This window comes from Streptomyces sp. NPDC001508 (assembly GCF_040298665.1).
Taxonomy (GTDB): Bacteria; Actinomycetota; Actinomycetes; order Streptomycetales; family Streptomycetaceae; genus Streptomyces.
In genome coordinates this window covers 1-16,290 of sequence record NZ_JBEPAP010000050.1, presented here as the reverse complement: position 1 = coordinate 16,290, position 16,290 = coordinate 1, and the positions used below count along the sequence as shown (strand labels likewise).

The window sequence follows — 16,290 nt, the reverse complement described above, 5'->3', positions numbered from 1 at the left end:
GGGGCGCGGCGCCGGCCGCGGGCCTTCAGGGGGTGCTCGGAAACCGCCTGTTCCGGCCGCGGCGCCGCACACGCGCCGACGGCAGGTCACGGCGGCTCGAAGCGGTGGCCCGCGGCGAACGGCCCGCGGCCGCGCACCTCCGGCCGGCCGGGTCCGGAAGATGACTCATCGCACCGCCTCCCGAGCCGCCGAGGCGGCGGGACGCCAGCCCAGCGCGGGTGCGATCAGATGCCGTACGTCGTGCAGGATCTGCTCGTTCGAACAGCCCGAGTGTCTCCTCCAGGCCCGTGCAGGGGTCGTCGTCGGCGAAGTTGCCGGGGGTGAGAAAGGCCAACGAGGTGATCGTGGGAGCGCTCATGGGACACCGGTCCTCAGCTTGTGATGGTCTCGGCGGCCGAGGCGTGACGCCCGCCCGGAATCGCCGCCAGCAGCTCGCGGGTGTACGCGTGCTGGGGCTCGGTGAACAGGTCGCCGGGCGGGCCCGTCTCGACGACGCGGCCGGCCCGCATCACGGCGACCTGATGCGCGATCTGACGTACGACGGCCAGATCGTGCGAGATGAACAGGTACGCCACGCCGGTGTCCGCCTGCAACTCCGCGAGCAGATCCAGGACTTGGGCCTGGACGGACACATCGAGCGCCGAGACGGGTTCGTCGCACACCACCAGGTCGGGGGAGAGAGCGAGGGCCCGGGCGATGGCCACGCGCTGGCGCTGTCCGCCCGACAGCTCGGCCGGGCGGCGCTCCAGCGTCGAGGCGGGAAGGGCGACCCGGTCGAGGAGTTCGCGGGCGCGGGCGAGCCGGGACGCGCCGTCGCCGACCTTGAAGGCCCGCAACGGCTCCGTGATCACATCGCCGATGGAGAAACGCGGATCGAGCGAGGCGTACGGGTTCTGGTAGACCAACTGGGCGCGGCGGCGCAGCTGTCTGGCCCCGGCACCCTTGACGGTGGTGACATCGGTGCCGTCGAACAGGACCTGCCCGGACGTCACATCGGCGAGGCGGAGCACCAGCCGGGCGGTGGTGGACTTGCCCGAGCCCGACTCCCCGACCAGGGCGAGGGTCTGCCCGCGCCGCACGGTGAGGCTGACACCGTCGACCGCGCGCAGGGTCCGCGCCCCGCCCCCGGCGCGCGGCAGCCTGAACTCCTTGACCAGATCGCGTGCTTCGACCAGAGGGGTGGCATCGGCGGGCGCGCCGGACACCGGGGTACGGGGCCGGGCCGTGGTCATACTGGGGGCGCCGGCCAGCAGCCGCCGGGTGTACTCGTGCCCAGGGTCGGTCAGGACGGCACGGGTCTCGCCCGCCTCGACGACCTTGCCCTGCGACATGACCACCAGGCGCTGGGCCCGGTCGGCCGCCACCCCGAGGTCATGGGTCACCAGCAGGATCGCGGTGCCCGACTCCTCGGTGAGGCGCTGGAGATGGTCGAGGATGACGCGCTGCACGGTGACATCGAGCGCGCTGGTCGGCTCGTCGGCGATGATCAGCTTGGGCCGCGCGGCGATGGCGACGGCGATCAGCGCCCGTTGCCGCATGCCACCGGACAGTTCATGCGGATACTGCCGGGCCCGGACCGCCGCGTCGGGCAGCCCGGCCCGGTCCAGCACGTCGACCGCCTCCGCGGCGGCCGAGCGGCGGGTCGCAAGACCGTGGATGCGCAGGACCTCGGCGACCTGTTCACCGATCCGCTTGACCGGGTTCAGCGAGACCGTCGGGTCCTGCGGGACCAGCCCGATCTGCGCGCCGCGCACGGTGCGCAACTCCGCCTCCGACAGCGCGACGAGGTCATGCCGGCCGAAGCGGACCGTGCCCGCCTCGACGGTGCCGTTGGCCGCCAGGAGCCGGGTGACGGCATGCGCTGTGGTGCTCTTGCCGGAGCCGGACTCGCCGACCACGGCGGTCACCTGCCCGGGCCATACGTCGAGGTCCACGCCCCGCACGGCCGGTACCGTGCCGCCCCGGGTGCGGTACGACACGGACAGGCCGCGAATCTCCAGCAGTGGTGTGGTCACGTCCTCACCGTTCTCACGTTCGTCGGTCATCGCTGCCGGGACCATTCGCCGTCCAGCGCCCGTGCGATGCGGTTGGTCGCCAGCACGGTCGCGGCGATCGCCAGACCGGGCAGCGCGGTCAGCCACCAGGCGTTGGCCAGGTAGTTGCGGCCGTCGGAGATCAACGTCCCCCATTCCGGGGCCGGCGGCGGCGCGCCGTAGCCGAGGAAGCTCAGCGCCGACACGGCGAGGATCGAGGAGCCGAAGTCCAGTGTGGCCAGGACGATCACCGGTCCTGCGGCGTTCGGCAGGACGTGCCGGCCCAGCACCGAGTACCAGCGGGCCCCGCAGGAGCGGGACGCCTCCACGAACACCGCCTGCCGCACCCGGAGGACCTCGGCGCGCGCCACCCGGGCGAAGGAGGCGACGCTCGCGATGCCGACCGCCACCGCCACCTTCACCGTCCCGTAGCCGAGCGCGGTGACGAGGGCCAGCGACAGGAACAGCGCGGGGATGGACAGGAGGATGTCGACGAAGCGCATCAGCACGTCGTCCACCCAGCGGCCCACGAACCCGGCGACCACCCCGAGCAGACCGCCGACCACGAACGCGACCAGGACCGCGATCAGCGTGGCCTTGAGGGACAGTTGGGCGCCGTGCACCACCCGGGAGAACACATCGCGGCCCAGTTCGTCCGTGCCGAACCAGTGACTGCCGCTCGGGCCGCGGAAGTTCTGCGACGGCGCCCCCTTCAACGGGTCCTGCGAGGTGAACAGGTCCGGCCAGAACGAGGCCAGCACCACCAGGACCAGGACGGCCGCCGACAGCAGCAGACCGGGGCGGCGCAGCAGGAACCGCAGCCCCCGCCGCACATCGCCGCGGCGGCCCGGCGGCGCGGGGGACTTCGACCGGACCGGCCGGGCGAGACCGAGGGCGGCCTCGGCCGGGTCGGCCGGGTCGGCCGGGTTGTGGACAAGGCCCTGACTCATGCGAAGCTCGCCCTTCTGTCCGAGGCCACCACGATCCGCGGGTCCAGCAGCGGATAGACGAGGTCGACGACCAGGTTCGTCGCCACGAAGATCAACGCCCCGAACACCACCACCCCTTGGACCAGCGGGATGTCCTGGGCGGTGACCGCCGCCGCGGTCACCCGGCCCAGGCCGTCACGGGAGAACACCGTCTCGACGACCACCGAACCGGCGATCAGCTGCCCGACCAGCAGGCCCACCACCGTGAGCGCGGGCAGCGACGCGTTGCGCAGCGCGTGCCGCAGATGGACCCGCCACCGGCCGGCGCCCTTGGCGCGGGCCGTCTCCACATAGGCCTGGTCCAGCGCGGTCAGCAGGCTCTTGGCCAGCACCTGGGCGATCTGCGCGCCGGTCGGGACCGCAAGCGTCAGCGCCGGCAGGACCAGGCCCCGCACCCCGTCGTTGCCGAACGCCGGGAACCAGTGCAACCGGAAGGAGAAGGCCTCGACGAGCAGCAGCCCCACCCAGAACGTCGGGACCGACACCCCGAGCGGTGGCAGCGACAGCAGCAGCTGCCGCAGCCACCGCTGAGCGGTGTACGTCGACACCACCGCGAGAGCGCCGCCGAGCAGCACCGCGAGCAGCAGCGCGGCACCGGTCAACTGGAGGGTCTGCGGCAGCGCGTCGGCCAGGGTGGAGGTCACCGGGCGGCCCGTGGAGACCGCGTCGCCGAAGTCTCCGCGCAGCGCCCGGCCGAGATAGTCGGCGTACTGCGCGAGCACCGGCTTGTCGAAGCCGTACTCGTGCCGCAGCGCGGCGAGTTGGGCGGGGTCGACCTGCCCCGAGTCCATCCCGGCGCCGGCCATCGCGGTGACCGGGTCGCCGGGCAGATAGTCCAGCACCAGGAACGACACCGTGTAGGCCGCCCACAGCACGCCGACGGCCTGCGCCAGCCGTTTGATCACATAGCGGCGCATGCGCTAGCCGATCCAGGTGTCGTGCAGCTGGATCCGGCTGCCCGAGTCGAAGGCGAGGTCGTGCACCTTCTTCGACACGCCCAGCTGGGTCTGCAACTCCACCACCGGCGCGTAGTACGTGTTGCGCACGAGGAGTTTCTGCGCCTCGTCCACCAGTTGCCCGCGCTTTTCGGGGTCCGTGGTCGCGGCCTGTGCGGACAGCGCCGTGTCCAGGGGACCGGACGGCAGATGGGAGTAGTTGGCCAGCCGGGTGGAGAAGGAGCTGCGCAGGATGTCCGGGTCGGCGCGGGTGATGTTCCCCCACACCACGTCGAAGTCACCCGACTGGAGCGTCGTGGAGAACTGGCTGACCTGGAGCTGCTTGAGCACCACGTCGATCCCGACGGCCTTCAGTTGCTGCTGGACCAGTTCCAGCGCGGGCTGGTTGGTGGCCGCGTTGGGGAACCAGGTGATGGTCAGGCTCAGCTTCTTGCCGTCCTTGGCGCGGACACCGTCGCTGCCGGTCCGCCAACCGGCGGCGTCCAGCAGGGACTTCGCCTTGGCGGCGTCCAGGGCGAGGTCCCCGGCGAGATTCGTGTAGTCGGGTGTGGTGTGCGCCAGAACGCTGGTCGCCGGACGGGTACCGGTCGGGAACACGGTGTCGGCGATCTGCCGCCGGTCGATGGCGAACTGGATGGCCCGGCGCACCTTCGCGTCCTTCAGGACGGGCCGCGCGTTGTTGAACCCCAGGCCGAACACCAGGCCGGGGTTGGCCCGGCCCTGGAGGGCGACCTGGCCGCCCTTGAGCGCGGCCTCGTTGGCCTTTCCGACGCTGCTGACCGCGTCCACCTGCCCGGACTGGAGGCTGCCGGCCCTGACGCCCGCCTCGGGCACCACCTTGAACACCAGGTTGTCCAGGTAGGCCTCGCCCTTCTTGGACCACAGCGAGGAGCCCCAGGCGTACCCGGTACGTCGGGTCAAGGTGACCGACTGGTTCTGCACATACTGCTTCAGCACGAACGGCCCGGACCCGATCACGCCGTCGCTGCACTTTCGCTGCGGTGTCTTCCTGACGCTCGCCGACGACTCGATGCCCAGCGAGTGGGTCGATGTCGCCTGGAGGAACTGGGCGTTGGGCTCCTTGAACGTCACCTTGACGGTGAGCGGGTCGACCACGGTGGTGCTCCTGACGCCACTGAGATAGCCCTGCGCGAGGGTTCCCAGGGCGCCGAGCTTCGGCACCGCGTCGAAGTTGTCCTTGACCACCTGCGCGGTCAGCTTGGACCCGTCGCTGAAGGTGACACCGGGCCGCAGACGGAAGGTGAACGTCCTCGCGTCGGCGCTGACGTCCCAGCTCTTGGCCAGCCACGGCACGATCTTGCCGGTCTTGGGATCCTGGTCGGTCAGCGAGTCCACGACCTGGCGCACGGAGTAGATGGTGTCGTTGCTGCCGACCTGCTGCGGATCCACGCAGCCGGCATCGGAACCCACCGCGAAGGTCAGGGTGCCGCCGGACTTCGCCTGGCCGCTTCCGCCGCCGGAACCGTCGCCGCCCGAGCCGCAGGCGGTCAGCAGAACACTGGTGGTCAAAAGGGCGGCCAGGGGAGCCCGTCGGGAAAGTCTGAGGTCCGGAAATGCTGTCACGGAAGGGGTTCTCCTACTCGTGTCACCAGGCGCGGGGTGCCGTGCGAGGCACGGCCGCGCATGGGCGTGCGGCCCCGGCCGGATCGACACCGGCGGCGGGGGAGCGCTGTACAGACAGGGGTCAGGGGGACGACACCGGAAGCCGGTGGCGAAGGGAAGGCACGGGGGAGCCGGAGCCGCCGGACGTCAGCCGGCGGCAGGCGAGCGCGTCAGGCCTGACACAGGCAGCTGGTCGAGCGCTTCAGATCGATATGGCGTCGGCGTGAAAGCCGGGAGAACGCCGTGGCGTCGGCGAAGGAGGCAACCGGGTCACCACTGTGCCGCATGCCTGTCCTCCCCGTCTCCCGCCCCGGTCCCGGGGCCACGCGCTTGCGGGAATCGTCGGTGATTCCGCCGGGCTTTCACCTGGAGCACCCCACCGCGCGGGAGGGTTGCCGGTCAGCGAGCCAGGGCTTGACGCTGACACTCAATGCCGGTCGCGATGCTACGGAGCGCTCTTGTCGTACGTCAATGCCGGAACCCGACGTCCTGTTCGAGAAGGAGGGGCCGTCTCAGGTGCCGGGACGCATGGTGGACGCTTTTGCGACCGTGTGCTTTGATCCGGCCATGGAGACCGCAGGTCAGGCACGCGCCCTGCTGCTCGACCCGTTCTGGGCGGGCCGCCGCGCCGATCAGTTCGACCAGACCTGTCGCTGACCGCTCGCCGCCCTTCAGCCCGTTCTCCGCACGCGCCCCGCCGTGCCCTCGCGCCGATCCGGACCGTCGTCGTCGGCCGCCGTCGCGCGGGCCCCCGTGGCCGACCCATCGGAAAGAGACGCATGGCCGTCACCAGCACCGCCCCGGCAGGGGTGTTCGCCGCACTGCGGGTGCGTGACTACCGGATCTACTGGAGCACGGGTCTGGTGTCCAACATCGGCAGCGCCATGCAGGGTGTAGCGCTGGACTGGTTCGTCCTGACGCTCACGCACAGCGGGACCGCGCTCGGCTGGGTCGTGGGCCTTCAGTTCGCCCCGGTGCTGATGTTCGGCCTGTGGGGCGGGGTGATGGCCGACCGCTACGACCGGCGGACCCTGCTGCTGTGGACGCAGGCCCTGTACGCGGTGCAGGCGCTGCTGCTGACGGTGATGGTGCTCTTCGGCCATGCCGCGCTGTGGCTGCTGTACGTCCTGTCCTTCGCACTGGGCTGCGTGTTCACGGTGGAGAACCCCGCACGCCTGTCCTTCGTCACCGAACTGGTCGGCCGGGCGCTGATCCCGAAGGCGGCGGGCCTGAACATCCTGTCCCTGAACGCCGCGCGCCTGATCGGCCCGGCGATCGCCGGTGTGCTGATCGGGGCGATCGGCACGGGGTGGGTGTTCGCGCTCAACGCCTTGTCGTTCACCGTCGTCCTCGCGGGGCTGCTGGCGATCCGGCCACGTGCGCGGCAGACGGTGGGCCCGTCCCGGCCCCCGTGGACAGGAGCCGGGGCCGAGGGGCTGCGCTATGTGGCGGCCCGGCCCGAACTCGTCGGTGTGTTCACCGTCTTCGGTCTGGCCGCGACCTTCGCGGTGAACTTCCCGACCACGCTGACCCTGTTCGCCGGGCGGGTCTTCGACGTCGGCTCCCGGGGGCTCGGCTTCATGAACACGGCGCTGGCCGTCGGCACGGTCGCCGGAACGGTGGTCGCGACGCGCGGGGTCACGCCCCGGGTGCGGACCGTCGTCGTCGGCGCGCTGCTGTTCGGCGGGTTCGAGGCACTGGCGGCGCTGATGCCCACATATCCCGCCTTCCTCGCCCTGCTGTTGCCCACCGGCTTCACGCTGATGACGCTCAACACGGCCGTCAGCGCCTTCGTCCAGTCGGAGGTCAGCGATGCCATGCGCGGCAGGGTGATGTCGGTCTACACGGTGATCTCCATGGGCGGCAGCCCGGTGGGCGGCCCCGTCATCGGCTGGATCTCCCAGCACGCGGGGGTGCGTTGGGGGCTGGCCGTGGGCGCCATGACGGCCGTCGTGTCCGCGGTCGCCGTGGCGCTGTGGCTGACCCGCGGCTCGCCCGCACGGCGGCTCGCCCGGGACGCGCCGTCGCGCCGTAACGCCGAACTCCCGCCGCAGCAGGGCCTTTTGGCCGCGCCGTCCGACGAGCGCGACCGCACACCGGCATCCGAACCGTCGACCGGAGGCGCCCGTCAGGACTGAGCGGGGCGGAGCACCGGAAGACGCAAGCCTGCGGCCGGGCCCGCTCCGGAGCACCTGCCCGTGGCCCACCGCCCGGCTCAGGCCGATCGTCCGGCGACGGCCATCCCCGCGTCCTCGGCGGCCCTGGCGAGCCGGGTGAAGCGGTCCACGTCCAGATGGGCCGGCGGATCGGCGTGCGGGAGCCGCCAGGTGCGCCGGAAGCGGCCCGGCGTCAGCAGTGACAGGCCGAGGCGAAAACCGGTCACGGTCGTGGCGCTCCGTCACGGGGCGCCGGGAGCGGGCCCTGCCGTCCGCGGCGCCCGGGCCGGACGCCACCCGAGCAGCGGGGCGAGATCCTGGGCGATGGCGGTGAGCCGCCGGACGTGTTTGTCGAGACGGCGGCCGAACGCCTCCCCGGCGGTCGGGAACCGGCCCGAGCCGACGCCCAGTTCGAGTCGGCCACCGCTGAGTTCATCCAGTACGGCCGCGTCCTCGGCCACCGCCAGAGGGCCGGCCGACGGCAGCACGAGGCACCCGTGCCGAGCCTGACACGACGGGTGTGCTCGGCGATCGCCGCCGGCAGCACCGGCGGCGCCGAGACGTGCTCGTTGCCTTGGCGGAAGCGGCGGTGGATCACCCGGCCCGAGTCGTAGCCGAGCCGCTCGGCGGTACGAACAGGTCGATGGCCTGCCGGTAGGCCGCGGCGGGCGACAGATCCGAGTCGAGGCGGAGCAGGAAGGCGAGCCGGAAGGGCCGCCCGTCCGACACCTGGGCCCCGATTCGCCCGGCGGCCCGGGTGGCCTCAGACCTGGAGACCGGTCCCGTGCACGCCGTACCGGTCGATGAGAGCGAGTTCCTCGTCGGTCAGCGGCGGAAAGTCCACCGCCTTGAGATTGTGGTCCAGTTGCCAGGTCGAGCTGGCGCCGATGAGCGCGCTGCTCACCTCGGGCTGCCGCAGCACCCACTGCAGCGCGAGCTGCGCCAGTGACTGGCCGCGCTGCCGGGCGATCTCGTCGAGCGCCGTCGCCCGCTCACGGTAGGTGTCGTCGATGACGTCGGGCGACAGGAAGGCGCTGTCCTGGGCGCGCGCGCCCGCGGGGATCGTGGCGGCGAGGTACTTGTCGGTCAGCAGCCCCTGGGCGAGCGGGCGGGTGGTCGGCGGTTCCTCACCGGTGAGGTGGTAGGCGCCGACCACCGCGGCCTTCTCGTCCCGTGGGTTGTGGTCGGCGACGGTGCGCGCATGGCGCCAGTGCCGGTCGAAGGCGTACTGCCGGTCGGTCGCCGAGCCGCCGCCCACGTCGAACAGCAACTGGGCGGCGCCCAGGGCGGGTTCGACGGCGGTGTACTGGGCCTGGGCGAACGTCACGGCAGCGGCAGCGGCAGCTGCGACGCCGGCCGTCCGCGCCTCGTGGTCCGGGGCCCGGCGTGTCTGCGCCAGGGCTTCCGCCGCGAGGACGACGCAGGCGCGCGCGGCGTGCGCGGCGTGCGCGCGGGCCGCGCTCGACCCGTCGGCGTCGAAGGCGAGGGCCGCGGTGTCGCCGGCGGCCTCGATGACGGCGATCTGCGTGGCGGACACATCGACGGAGGTGGCGGTGCGGGCTCCCCGCGAGCCGTCACGGTCGGCCACCGCCGTGCCCGGCGCGGGGGATGTGCTGCTCATGGGGGCTCGCTCCTCGTCTGGGTCGGCGGACCGCCGGCCGGCGGCCGGACAGGGCCCCGAGCAGTTCGGCCGTGCAGTCGCGGGTGGGCATCCCGGACAGGCACCGCTGCCTGCTTGAGTCCACGCGGACCGGCCATGCGGCAGGTGTGCGCGGCGGTGCGCACGCGGCGTGGGCGCAAGGCGCACTGAGCAGTACGGACGGTCTGTGCGACCGCCGGGAGACGGGTGACAGGTGTCAGTGCCGGACAACCGACCGCGTCAGGCCCTGCCCGTGGCCCGGTGAGGAGGAGGCGAAGAAACGGCAGAGCACAGGATTCCGGGGCCGGGATGCGGCCCGCACAGGCCGGGTCGGCTACACCGCGCGCTGGAAACCCTGAGCAGATCGACACAGCGCTCAGTGGTCAGCAACGGATCCCGGTTCATGGGGTGAGAGTGTGTGGTGGTGGCACATTTGTTGTCAACCCCATGCCGCGATGTGTGCGTTGACATTCTGGTCGATCACACACAGACTCCAAGGCATGTATGAGGTCCTGCTGCTCACCAAGGAGCGCTGCGTCGACCTCGTTCGCGTGTCCAGCGCACAGTGTTGACCCTCCCGCCCACAGCGCGCCACGCCCTCTCACGACCCTTCCCCGCCCGGCCCTGCGACGGCCCACGCCGTCGTGTGCGCCTCGACCTGAAGGTACTTCACATGACCGGTTCCGTGGAGCGGCATGTCACCACCTCACACCCACCCCGTACGGCGGCCGAGACGTCGCTCACCCAGGGGGCGAGCGGTTCGCCGGTGTGCGACACCCCGCTGATCGCGCGCTCCGGCCGCGGCCTCACCGCTGACGGCACCGCGCAACTCCAGGCGCGCTCGGCGCTGTTCGTCCTCGTACCGGGCCGGCCCGCGCGGGTGCGGTCCGCTCGGCCGGCCGCCGCCCTGCCCACCTGCTGACCTCCCCTGTCCCCGTGGTCCGGACCCGCATCGCCGGGGCGCGGGCCAAGCAGAGATCGGAACCATGATGAGCCTGGAATTCCTGTGGTACATCCCCAACACCGTCGAACCCGGCCACCGCGGCGACGACACGACGACCGGCTGGGGCTCCATCGAGTACTCCACCGACCTCGCTCGTACGGCCGAGGCACACGGATGGGGCGGCGCGCTTCTCGGCACCGGATGGGGCCGCCCGGACACCTTCACCGTCGCCACCGCGCTGGCTGCCCGGACCAGCACCTTCAAGCCCTTGATCGCGATCCGGCCCGGCTACTGGCAGCCGGCCCACTTCGCCGGAGCGGCGGCCACACTCGACCAGCTCAGCCGCGGCCGGACCCTGGTCAACATCGTCAGCGGACTCGACAATGTGGCCGCCTACGGCGACACACGCAGCGATCCCGCGCAACGTTACGCCCGCACCCAGGAGTTCCTGCAACTCGTACGGCGCCTGTGGACCGAGGAGGACGTCACCTTCGACGGCGAGCACTTCCAGGTCAGCCGGTCCACGGTGGCGCCACGCCCGTATGTCACCGACGCCCGGACCCATCCCACGCTCTACTTCGGCGGCGCGTCCGAGGCCGCCGAACGGGTCTCCGCGGCGGAGGCGGACGTCCAGCTCTTCTGGGGCGAACCGCTCGACGGCCTCGCCGAACGCATCGACCGGCTCAAGGCGTTGAGCGACCGGCTGGGCCGCAGGCACCAGCCCCTCCAGTTCGGACTGCGGATCACCACCCTGGTGCGGGACACCACGGAGGAGGCATGGCGAGCGGCCGAGGAGAAGGTCGCGAAGATGGCGGAGAACTCGGGGGAGACCACCTGGACGGGCAACCGCAAGGCCGCGGTCGGACAGCAGCGGCTCCTCGACCTCGCCGCGCGGGGCGAGGTGCTCGACACCTGCCTGTACACCACGCCCGGCAAGGTCGGCGGCCAAGAAGCCGCGACCACCTGGCTGGTCGGTTCCGCCGCCGACGTGGCCACGGCGCTGGACAACTACCGCAGGCTGGGCATCACCCACTTCGTCCTCTCCGACACCCCGTACAAGCAGGAGATCGTCCGTATCGGAGACAACCTGCTGCCCAGGCTGCGCTGACCATGCTGGACACACGCCGGCTGATCCTGCTGAGGGACCTCTCCGCATACGGGACCGTCACGCTGGTCGCGGAGGCACCCGGCCTCACCGTGTCCGCCGTCTCCCAGCGACTGCGCGCCCTGGAGGCGGAGGCCGGGACACCGCTGACCCTCCGCGCCGAGCGCGGGATGCGGCTGGCCAGGGCGGGCGAAGTGCTTGGCCGGCGCACCACCAAGGTGATCGCGGCCTGGAGGAGGCGGCCGGTGCCGTCCTCGCCCTGGACGGCCGGGTCCAGGGTTCACTGGTCGTCGCGTGTTCCCAGACGGGCCTCGCCGCCCTCGCGGGGCCGCCGAGCGCGGAGCACTGGTTCGGCACCGACCGGCTCGGCCGGGACCTGTTCGCCCGCAGCGTGATACATATACTCGCTGGCCGAGGAGGCGAACCGGACCGGTGTGCCGATCGTCCGTCCCACCTACCTGGAGTACCCGGACCAGGCGCAGGCGTACGCGACGGCCGGCAGCGAGTACTTCTACGGCTCGGACGTCCTGGTCGCCCCGGTGACGACTCCGGGGTCGACGGCGACCACCACGGTGTGGTTCCCGCCCGGGCAGTGGGCCGACTACTTCACCGGCAAGACCTACCAGGGCGGCACCACCCAGGACATCACCACAGGACTGGACACCACGCCGGTGTTCGTCAAGGCCGGCGGCATCCTGCCGACCCGCACCCATGACGTCACCGACAACGACCGCAACCCGCTGACCGATGCCACCCTGACCGTCGCCACCGGCGCGCCGGTGGCATACCGCCTGTACGAGGACGACGGGAGCGCCGCGCGGCAGGGACACAGCGCCACGACGACCGTCCGTCACGAGCGCCACGGCTCGCGCCACACGGTGTCGATCGGCGCGGCGCGGGGCCCCTTCCACGGCCAGGTGAAGCACCGCACGTGGACACTGTCCCTGCTGTGGGTGACCCACGCACCCACCGAGGTCACGGCCACCGGAGTCCGGCTGACCCCGCGCGCCTACCACTTGGACCGTTCCACCGGGACGTTCACCATCACCCTGCCCCGGCACACCGCGCGCGGCCCGATCACCGTCACCTACCAGTAGGAGGACGCACCCGTTCGCACGGACGATCCCAGGCGGCCGCCCGCGGACCGGCACACACCGCGCCCCCGCGGGCGGCCACCGCGGTGGCACCCCGGGAAACGGTCAGGCCGTGGGCCGCCGTACCGGCTCCGTTCCGATGACCTTGCGGTAGACACGGGCGCCGTCACCGTAGTCGTCCACGGCGTAATGCCAGGTCGCCCGGTTGTCCCAGAGCACGAAGTCGCCCGGATTCCAGCCGAAGCGGATCGTGTAGTCGGGCGACGAGGCATGCCGGAGCAGATGGTCGAGGAGCACCTTCCCCTCCTGTGCCGTGACACCGGTCAGACCGATGGCCGACGTGCTGAGGAACAGCCCCTTGCGGCCCGTCTCCGGGTGTTCGAGGACGACCGGATGCTCGACCGTCTGCCTGACCGCGCTCCGCTCACTGCCCTGCGCATAGTTCTCCGCGTTGCCGTCGTAGACCGCGCTGACCGAGTCGAGCAGCACCTTGAAGGGCTCGGACAGGTCGTCGTACGCCGCCTGGAGGTCGGCCCACAGCGTATGGCCGCCCAGTTCGGGCACCACCTCGTAGGTCAGCGATTCGATCGCGAAGACGGGCCGCCGCCACAAACCGCCGATGTGCCACGTGCTGGCCTTGCCCGTCTTGCGCACGTTGTACGGGTAGACCAACGGATGGGCCGGGTCCTTCACCGCGGTCGGGTGGTCGAACGGTTTTGCGAAGATACGTACCGCCTCGACGTGCTGACCGGGACTCAGGTGCTGCTCGCGGAAGACCAGCACCTTGTGGTCCCGGAACGCCCGGCGCAGCTCCTGTGCGGTCCGGTCGTCGACGCCGGCCTTCAGATCGATGCCGGTCACCTCCGCACCGAACCGCGGTCCCGCCCGTCGGATCTCGTAGCTCGCAACAGTGCTCATGGCTCTCCCTGTGTGTGCTGTCGTACGGGGACCTCGCGCTGGGTGCCGCCTTTCACCGGACGCAGAAGGCGACTTCAGGCGCGGCGACACGCGGACGCGTGGACGCGCGCCAGATCCACGTACAACCTGCGGTACAGCAGCACTGGGATGCTCACCCCACCTTGTTTACCAGGCGAACCCGCGACGGATCATTGCAGACGCATGAATCCTGCGGGCCAGGTGTCAAAAACCCACGGTGGCGCGGACGAGGACGACCACACCGCGCTCGGGGAATGCCTCGCGCTCCACGATGAGGATCTTGCCGATGAAGGAGGTCTGGCCGTATTTCTCCTGGAGCCGGCGCCACTCCTTGGGCAGGCTGTAGTCGTGGATGCGGCGCAGTCCGGTCGCCACGTCCGGGACGATCTTCTGCGCGCCGACCACCCAGACCGCCTTGCGGGCGCCCGAGGCGTACGGCGCGAGCTGGCTGCCGCTCGCCGAGCCGACCAGCAGATATCCGTCCTCCGAGACCGCGTGCACGCTGCCGAGGACCACATCGGGCGTGGCACCCAGCCGGATCTGGGCATACACGTCGGCCCCCAGGTCGCCCGCGGCGGCCCGAACGGAGGTGAAGTCACCGGACTCGTCGATCGCTTCGCTGATTCCCGACAGACGCAGCGTCTCGCTGACGGCGGTGAACACCGTGTGCTCACGCGGGACGAGCGAGAGGACGAGTTCACGGGCATCGGTCAGGGTGTCGACAAGGTGCACGGTGAAGCCGTGGTCGCGCAACGCCGCGGCGGCACGGTCCAGTTGGGCATCGTGGGCGGGCTCGGCGAAGGTCTCGTCGACTGTGGGTGCGGGCGCGTTCATGGGATCCTCCGGTGCGGGCATCGGTTCCGTCTGGTGACTGGCGCCAGTCTGCGAAACCATGGACCGCCCGCGGAAGACGGCACTTTTTACTGCCTCAGTGAGCCGGAGGTAACCATGACCACCCACGATGCCGACCCCCTGACGGTGCTGAACGGGCGGGACGACACCACCTGCCGGGTCCGCGACGTCCTGGACCGGATCGGCTCCAAATGGTCGCTGACCGTCATCAACGAACTCGGGCCGGGCACCCGGCGTTTCACCGAGATCAAGAACGCCGTCCCCGGTATCAGCCAGCGCATGCTCACCGAGACCCTGCGCGCTCTGGAACGGGACGGACTGGTCTCACGCACCGTGCATCCCGTGGTGCCGCCCCGCGTCGACTACGCGCTCACCCCGCTCGGTCGAACGCTCCTCGACACGGTGCGCACCCTCCTCGACTGGGCCCTGCACCACATCGACGACATCGACGCGGCCCGGGACGCGTACGACGCCCGCACCTGAGGCGCATCCCGCCCGGTGTTCTCGCCGACGGCGCTCAGAACAGCCCACCGCCGGCGTGCAGGGTCTGACCGGTGATCCAGCCGCCGTCGTCCGACACGAGGAAGGAGACCGCCGCGGCGATGTCGCCCGGCTCGCCCAGCCGCCCGAGGGGCGTCTGCGCGCGGGTGGCCGCGAGCTGTTCCTCCGGGACGGTCGCCGTCAGCGCATCGGTGCGGGTCGCGCCGGGCAGCACGCTGTTGACGGTGATGCCGCGCGGCCCGAGTTCCTTCGCCGCCGTGCGTACGAGCTGGTCACCCGCCGCCTTGCTCGCGGCATACAGACCGGAGCCGGGTCGGGCCGTCACGGTCGCCCCGCTGGAGATGACGACGATGCGTCCGCCGTCACGCACCCGGCGCGCAGCTTCGTGCAATGTGCCGTACGTGGCACGGGCGTTGGCCACGAAGACCTCGTCGAAGTCCGCGTCCGTGGCGTCCGCCAGCCGGCCGAACCGTGCCGTGCCCACATTGCCGACCACGACGTCCAGGCCACCGTAGACACGTTCCGCCGTGTCGAACAGACTCCGCAGCCCGTCCGGGTGGTGCGCGTCCGCCCGTACCGCCGTCGCCCGCCCGCCCGAGCCGTCCACCGCGGCCACGACTTCGGCCGCGGCGGCCTCGCTCGTGCGGTAGTTCACCACCACCCGCATCCCGGCCGCGCCCAGCCGTTCGGCGATGGCACGCCCGATTCCGCGTGAGGCCCCCGTCACGACCGCGACCTTGCTCATGAGCATCCTCCATTGGTCGGCATATTCGACAGTCGAGAAGCTCAACCAATTTCTGGGAGGATGTCAACCTCCCACGACGTAAACTGCTCCCCATGACCTCCCGGGACCTCGCCACGGCGGTGGGCGCGCTGCACCGCGAGGCCGCCCTGCTCTACACCCGCGTCGCGCGTGACTTCCAACTGACCAGCCAGCAGATCCAGTTGCTGTGCGCCCTCGCCGACGAGCCGTCCTTCGGCGAACTCGCCACGGCACTCGGCTGCGACAAGACCAATGTGACAGGGATGGTCGACCGGCTGGAGAGCCGAGGGCTGCTGACGAGGCGGTCCGACACCAAGGACCGCCGGATCAGCCGGGTCGTCCTCACCGAAGACGGCCAACGCCTGCGCGAGCGCGTCCGCGAACGCTTCGCCCAGTCGGTCGCCGAGCGGTTCGGCCGGCTGACGCCCCAGGAACGCTCCCGCTACGCGGCCCTGGCACAGGCACTCGCCCCGCCGACCGACACCCCGGCCTGAACCCGAGTGCCCCCGTCATCTCATGAAGCCGTCACAAACGGCGGGCGGTTTCACCGCGCGGACCGGTCAACCCGGGACGGGGAAGAGTTCCATCGCTCGGGCAGGATGGTTCCATCAGATATCTAGCGAGGGGACGCCCCGCTTTAGCGGGGTGGGGAATCGCTTCTCTGGCCTGCTCTGACATCAACTGTTTCCACGGGTCTGCA

At 71.2% G+C, this 16,290-nt stretch carries 19 protein-coding genes, 1 pseudogene and 1 riboswitch; of the genes and pseudogenes, 8 read left to right on the top strand and 12 right to left on the bottom strand.

Annotated elements, in window-relative coordinates; translation table 11 throughout:
• Positions 1-371: 371 nt before the first annotated feature.
• The 5 genes from ABT245_RS33160 to ABT245_RS33140 form a co-directional block, all read right to left on the bottom strand.
• Positions 372-2,045, bottom strand: coding sequence for a dipeptide ABC transporter ATP-binding protein (locus ABT245_RS33160; protein ID WP_351740901.1), 1,674 nt, complete (start codon positions 2,043-2,045; stop codon positions 372-374).
• A complete protein-coding gene (locus ABT245_RS33155; RefSeq protein ID WP_351740898.1) occupies positions 2,042-2,983 on the bottom strand; it encodes an ABC transporter permease in 942 nt (313 codons plus the stop codon). The genes ABT245_RS33160 and ABT245_RS33155 overlap by 4 nt, the downstream gene beginning before the upstream one ends.
• Positions 2,980-3,939, bottom strand: a complete 960-nt coding sequence (locus ABT245_RS33150; protein WP_351740895.1) for an ABC transporter permease — start codon at positions 3,937-3,939, stop codon at positions 2,980-2,982. Before ABT245_RS33150 ends, ABT245_RS33155 begins: the two co-directional genes overlap by 4 nt.
• Positions 3,940-3,942: 3 nt before the next feature.
• Positions 3,943-5,562, bottom strand: coding sequence for an ABC transporter substrate-binding protein (locus ABT245_RS33145; RefSeq protein ID WP_351740892.1), 1,620 nt, complete (start codon positions 5,560-5,562; stop codon positions 3,943-3,945).
• Positions 5,563-5,771: 209 nt separating this feature from the next.
• Positions 5,772-5,888 carry a putative leader peptide gene (locus tag ABT245_RS33140; protein WP_351740889.1) on the bottom strand — a complete coding sequence of 39 codons (117 nt, stop codon included), beginning with the start codon at positions 5,886-5,888 and terminating at the stop codon, positions 5,772-5,774.
• Between the two features lie 34 nt (positions 5,889-5,922).
• Positions 5,923-6,036: riboswitch (SAM riboswitch) on the bottom strand.
• A gap of 36 nt (positions 6,037-6,072) precedes the next feature.
• On the opposite strand from ABT245_RS33140, the gene ABT245_RS33135 reads away from it, so the two are divergent.
• Positions 6,073-6,258: a hypothetical protein gene (locus ABT245_RS33135; RefSeq protein ID WP_351740886.1), complete on the top strand. Its 186-nt coding sequence runs from the start codon at positions 6,073-6,075 to the stop codon at positions 6,256-6,258.
• A gap of 122 nt (positions 6,259-6,380) precedes the next feature.
• Positions 6,381-7,739, top strand: a complete 1,359-nt coding sequence (locus ABT245_RS33130) for an MFS transporter (RefSeq protein ID WP_351740883.1) — start codon at positions 6,381-6,383, stop codon at positions 7,737-7,739.
• 77 nt (positions 7,740-7,816) lie between these two features.
• Here ABT245_RS33130 and ABT245_RS33125 read toward each other — a convergent pair whose 3' ends face one another.
• The 4 genes and pseudogenes from ABT245_RS33125 to ABT245_RS33110 all read right to left on the bottom strand — a co-directional run bounded on the left by ABT245_RS33125 (position 7,817) and on the right by ABT245_RS33110 (position 9,378).
• Positions 7,817-7,984 carry a hypothetical protein gene (locus tag ABT245_RS33125; RefSeq protein ID WP_351740880.1) on the bottom strand — a complete coding sequence of 56 codons (168 nt, stop codon included), beginning with the start codon at positions 7,982-7,984 and terminating at the stop codon, positions 7,817-7,819.
• A gap of 15 nt (positions 7,985-7,999) precedes the next feature.
• Positions 8,000-8,355: pseudogene (locus tag ABT245_RS33120) on the bottom strand (LLM class flavin-dependent oxidoreductase).
• A complete protein-coding gene (locus tag ABT245_RS33115) occupies positions 8,352-8,486 on the bottom strand; it encodes a hypothetical protein (RefSeq protein ID WP_351740877.1) in 135 nt (44 codons plus the stop codon). The pseudogene ABT245_RS33120 and the gene ABT245_RS33115 overlap by 4 nt, the downstream one beginning before the upstream one ends.
• A 34-nt stretch (positions 8,487-8,520) precedes the next feature.
• A complete protein-coding gene (locus ABT245_RS33110; protein ID WP_351740874.1) occupies positions 8,521-9,378 on the bottom strand; it encodes an aldo/keto reductase in 858 nt (285 codons plus the stop codon).
• 691 nt (positions 9,379-10,069) lie between these two features.
• Here ABT245_RS33110 and ABT245_RS33105 point away from each other — a divergent pair.
• From ABT245_RS33105 to ABT245_RS33090, 4 genes are all read left to right on the top strand, one after another.
• Entirely contained in the window at positions 10,070-10,318 is a 249-nt protein-coding gene (locus ABT245_RS33105) for a hypothetical protein (protein WP_351740872.1), read from the top strand.
• A gap of 64 nt (positions 10,319-10,382) precedes the next feature.
• Positions 10,383-11,447, top strand: a complete 1,065-nt coding sequence (locus tag ABT245_RS33100) for an LLM class flavin-dependent oxidoreductase (RefSeq protein ID WP_351740870.1) — start codon at positions 10,383-10,385, stop codon at positions 11,445-11,447.
• Positions 11,448-11,449: 2 nt separating this feature from the next.
• Positions 11,450-11,839, top strand: a complete 390-nt coding sequence (locus ABT245_RS33095; protein ID WP_351740868.1) for a LysR family transcriptional regulator — start codon at positions 11,450-11,452, stop codon at positions 11,837-11,839.
• Between the two features lie 39 nt (positions 11,840-11,878).
• Positions 11,879-12,541 carry a DUF5110 domain-containing protein gene (locus ABT245_RS33090; RefSeq protein WP_351740865.1) on the top strand — a complete coding sequence of 221 codons (663 nt, stop codon included), beginning with the start codon at positions 11,879-11,881 and terminating at the stop codon, positions 12,539-12,541.
• Between the two features lie 102 nt (positions 12,542-12,643).
• Here ABT245_RS33090 and ABT245_RS33085 read toward each other — a convergent pair whose 3' ends face one another.
• Both ABT245_RS33085 and ABT245_RS33080 read right to left on the bottom strand, forming a co-directional pair.
• Positions 12,644-13,456, bottom strand: a complete 813-nt coding sequence (locus tag ABT245_RS33085; RefSeq protein ID WP_351740863.1) for a TauD/TfdA dioxygenase family protein — start codon at positions 13,454-13,456, stop codon at positions 12,644-12,646.
• 222 nt (positions 13,457-13,678) lie between these two features.
• Positions 13,679-14,308, bottom strand: a complete 630-nt coding sequence (locus ABT245_RS33080) for an LUD domain-containing protein (RefSeq protein WP_351740861.1) — start codon at positions 14,306-14,308, stop codon at positions 13,679-13,681.
• Positions 14,309-14,422: 114 nt separating this feature from the next.
• Between ABT245_RS33080 and ABT245_RS33075 the strand changes: the two genes are divergently transcribed.
• Positions 14,423-14,809 (top strand): winged helix-turn-helix transcriptional regulator, encoded by a 387-nt coding sequence (locus ABT245_RS33075; RefSeq protein WP_351740858.1) that lies wholly within the window; start codon positions 14,423-14,425, stop codon positions 14,807-14,809.
• Positions 14,810-14,843: 34 nt separating this feature from the next.
• On the opposite strand, the gene ABT245_RS33070 is transcribed toward ABT245_RS33075, so the two are convergent.
• On the bottom strand, positions 14,844-15,572 hold the full coding sequence (locus ABT245_RS33070) for an SDR family oxidoreductase (RefSeq protein WP_351740855.1): 729 nt from the start codon (positions 15,570-15,572) through the stop codon (positions 14,844-14,846).
• 92 nt (positions 15,573-15,664) lie between these two features.
• Between ABT245_RS33070 and ABT245_RS33065 the strand changes: the two genes are divergently transcribed.
• Entirely contained in the window at positions 15,665-16,084 is a 420-nt protein-coding gene (locus ABT245_RS33065) for a MarR family winged helix-turn-helix transcriptional regulator (protein ID WP_351740853.1), read from the top strand.
• Positions 16,085-16,290: the final 206 nt, after the last annotated feature.